1 protein-coding gene is annotated in these 3020 nt (G+C 68.3%); it reads right to left on the bottom strand.

Annotation, left to right across the window (positions count from 1 at the left end; genetic code table 11):
• A partial coding sequence (locus ABZU25_RS34375; RefSeq protein WP_355033530.1) for a condensation domain-containing protein occupies positions 1-3020 on the bottom strand: 3020 nt, incomplete at both ends.

Raw genomic sequence — 3020 nt, 5'->3', positions numbered from 1 at the left:
ATGGTGGTGTCGGGGTGGGTGGCACGCCAGGTGTTCAGGGCGTCGGCGTGGAGTTGTTCGCCGCCGAGGATGAGGGTGCCGGTGGGTGAGACCCGCTCGGAGAGGGTGTCGAGCATCGGCAGGTGCGACGGGGTGACCTTCATGAAGGTCGGCCGTTGCCCGTGGGCGGCGTGTTCTTCGAGGCTGGCCAGGTGCACCCGTCCGCCGCTGACCAGGGGAGTCCACAGTGCGGTTCCGGTGAGGTCGAACGCGATCGGTGAGTGCAGGAGACTGCTACCGGCCGCGTCGGGGTAGGCGGTGCGGGCTCGACGCAGGTAGGTGCCCAACGCCCGGTGCTCGATGATCGCGCCCTTGGGCGCCCCGGTCGAGCCGGAGGTGTAGATCAAGTACACGGGGTGCTGCGGGTTCAGGGGTGCCCGGCGGTCGGCGTCGCTGATGTCGTGCGCGGGCTGATCGTCGGCGGGGAACTCGTCGAGGGTGCTCAGGTGCAGCACGGGTGCCGCGTCGCTGAGCATGTGGTGGATGCGGTCGGCGGGGTGGTCCGGGTCGATAGGTAGGTACGCGGCGCCGGCCTTGACGGTGGCGAGCATGGCGGTGATCAGGTCGATGCCCCGCGGCATGCTCAACGCGACAGTGGTCTCCGGCCCCGCACCACGGGCGATCAGGACTCGGGCGAGTCGGTTCGCCGCCGCGTTCAACTGCGCGTACGTGATCTGTTTGGTGTCCTCGACCAGAGCGACCGCCTCGGGGGTGGCGGCGGTCTGCGCCTCGAACATTCCCGGCAGGCACCCTGACGGCTGCTCAGCCCGAGCACCAGTCGACCAGTCCAGAACCCGTTCACGTTCGGCGACGGACAACACGTCCACCCGACTCAACAACCGACCCGGATCAACCGCCACCACACCCAACACCCGAACGAGACGATCCGCTATCGACTCGGCAGTGCCCTTGTCGAACAGGTCGACGCTGTAGTCCAGGACCCCCGCGATGCCCGCCGGCTCCCCGCTGGCGTCCCGGTGCTCGACCAGCCCGAACGCCAGGTCCACCTTCGCTCCGTGGATCGGGAGGTCGAGCAACTCCGTGTCCAGACCGGGGAGTCCGGAGGCGGCGTCGATGGCAGCCTGGAAGTCCGTGTTGTTCACGGTGAGCATGGTTTGGAAGAGGGGGTGGTAGGCGAGCGTTCGGGTCGGGCTGAGGTGCTCGACGAGTCGTTCGAAGGGCAAATCTTGGTGGGCGTAGGCGCTGAGGTCCGTGTCACGGACACGACGCAGGAGGTCAGCGAAGGTCGGGTCGCCGTCGGTGTTGGTGCGCAGCACGAGGGTGTTGACGAAGAACCCGATGAGAGACGTCAGGGCATCGTCGGTACGCCCGGCGATGGGCGTGCCGATGGGAATGTCGGTCCCGGCGCCGAGACGGGTCAGCAGAGTCGCCAGCGCCGCCTGGATGACCATGAAGGGGGTGACGTTGTGGCCGCGGGCGACGGTGGTGATGGCCTGATGCAGGTCAGTCGGGATGGTGAACGTGACCCGGTCGCCGGCCCCGCTGGCCGTGGCCGGTCGCGGCCGGTCCGTGGGCAGGGTGAGGTGTTCGGGGAGGTCGGCGAGGGTGGTGCTCCAGTACGCGAGCTGCTGTTCGTGGGTGTCCGCGAGAAGACGCTGCTGCCAGAGGGTGTAGTCGGCGTATTGGACGGGCAGCGGCGTCCAGTCGGGTTGTTGTTGGTGGATGCGGGCGGTGTAGGCGGTGGCGAGGTCGGTGGCTAGGGGGTGGCGGGACCAGGCGTCGCTGGTGATGTGGTGCAGCAGCAGGATCAGGACGTGGTCGTCGTCGGCGAGGCGCAGCAGGGTTGCGTGGATGGGCAGGTCGGTGGCGAGGTCGAAGGTGTGCCGGGTCGCGGCGTCGATCTCGTCGGCCAGGTGGGCGGGATCGGTGGGGAGCAGGTTCAGGGTGATCGCGGCGGTGTCGGCGGGCAGGACGATCTGGTGGGGTCCGTGCTGGTCCTCGGCGAACACGGTCCGCAGACTCTCGTGACGGGTCACCAGGTCATGCAGGGCGTCGGTGAGAGCGGTGGTGTTCAGCGGCCCGCGCAGCCGCAGCGCGGTCGGAATGTTGTAGGTGGTGCTGGGACCCTGAAGCTGGTGCAGGAACCACAGGCGTTGCTGCGCTGGCGACAGCGGAATGCGCTCGGGTCGAGGAACCACCGACGTGACCGGGGGTCGGGCGTGTGCGGCGGTGTCGAGGGTCGCGGCGAGCGTGGCGACGGTGGGGGTTTCGAAGACCTGCCGGATCGGTAGCTCGACCTCGAGGGTGGCGCGGATCCGGCTGACCAGGCGGGTGGCGAGCAGGGAGTGCCCACCGAGGTCGAAGAAACTGTCGTCGATGCTGACCTGTGGCACGCCCAGCACGTCGGAGAACAGGTCGCACAGGATCTCCTCGTGCGGAGTGCGGGGAGCCCGCCCGGTACTGCGATAGTCCGGCGCGGGTAGCGCACGACGATCAAGCTTGCCGTTGACCGTCGTGGGCAGCTCCGCCAACACAACAATCGCCGACGGGACCATGTAAGCGGGCAGTGTGCTACCCAGGTGTCGGTGTGACTCTTCGACATCGAACCGCGCATCCGGCTGGAGCGTCAGGTAGGCCACCAGGCGTTGATCGCCGGGTTGGTCTTCGCGTAGTACGACGGCTGCGGTGGTGACCTGGGGGTGGTTCAGGAGGGCGGCTTCGATTTCGCCGAGTTCGATGCGGTGGCCGCGGAGTTTGATCTGGTGGTCGGTGCGGCCGTGGTATTCGAGGTGTCCGTGGTGGTTCCATCGGGCGAGGTCCCCGCTGCGGTACATGCGCTCGCCTGGGCGGCCGTAGGGGTTGGCGACGAACCGTTCACCGGTTAGAGCCGCCCGTCGGTGGTATCCGCGGGCCAGTTGGGCGCCTGCGATGTACAGCTCGCCGGTGACTCCGGGTGGGACGAGGCGCAGTGCGGAGTCGAGGACGAGGAGTTGGTTGTCGGTGAAGGGGCGGCCGATGGG

This window comes from Micromonospora sp. NPDC005215 (genome assembly GCF_040607915.1).
Lineage (GTDB): Bacteria > Actinomycetota > Actinomycetes > Mycobacteriales > Micromonosporaceae > Micromonospora.
The sequence above is the reverse complement of the archived record's forward strand: the minus strand, read 5'-3'. Positions and strand labels throughout refer to the sequence as shown.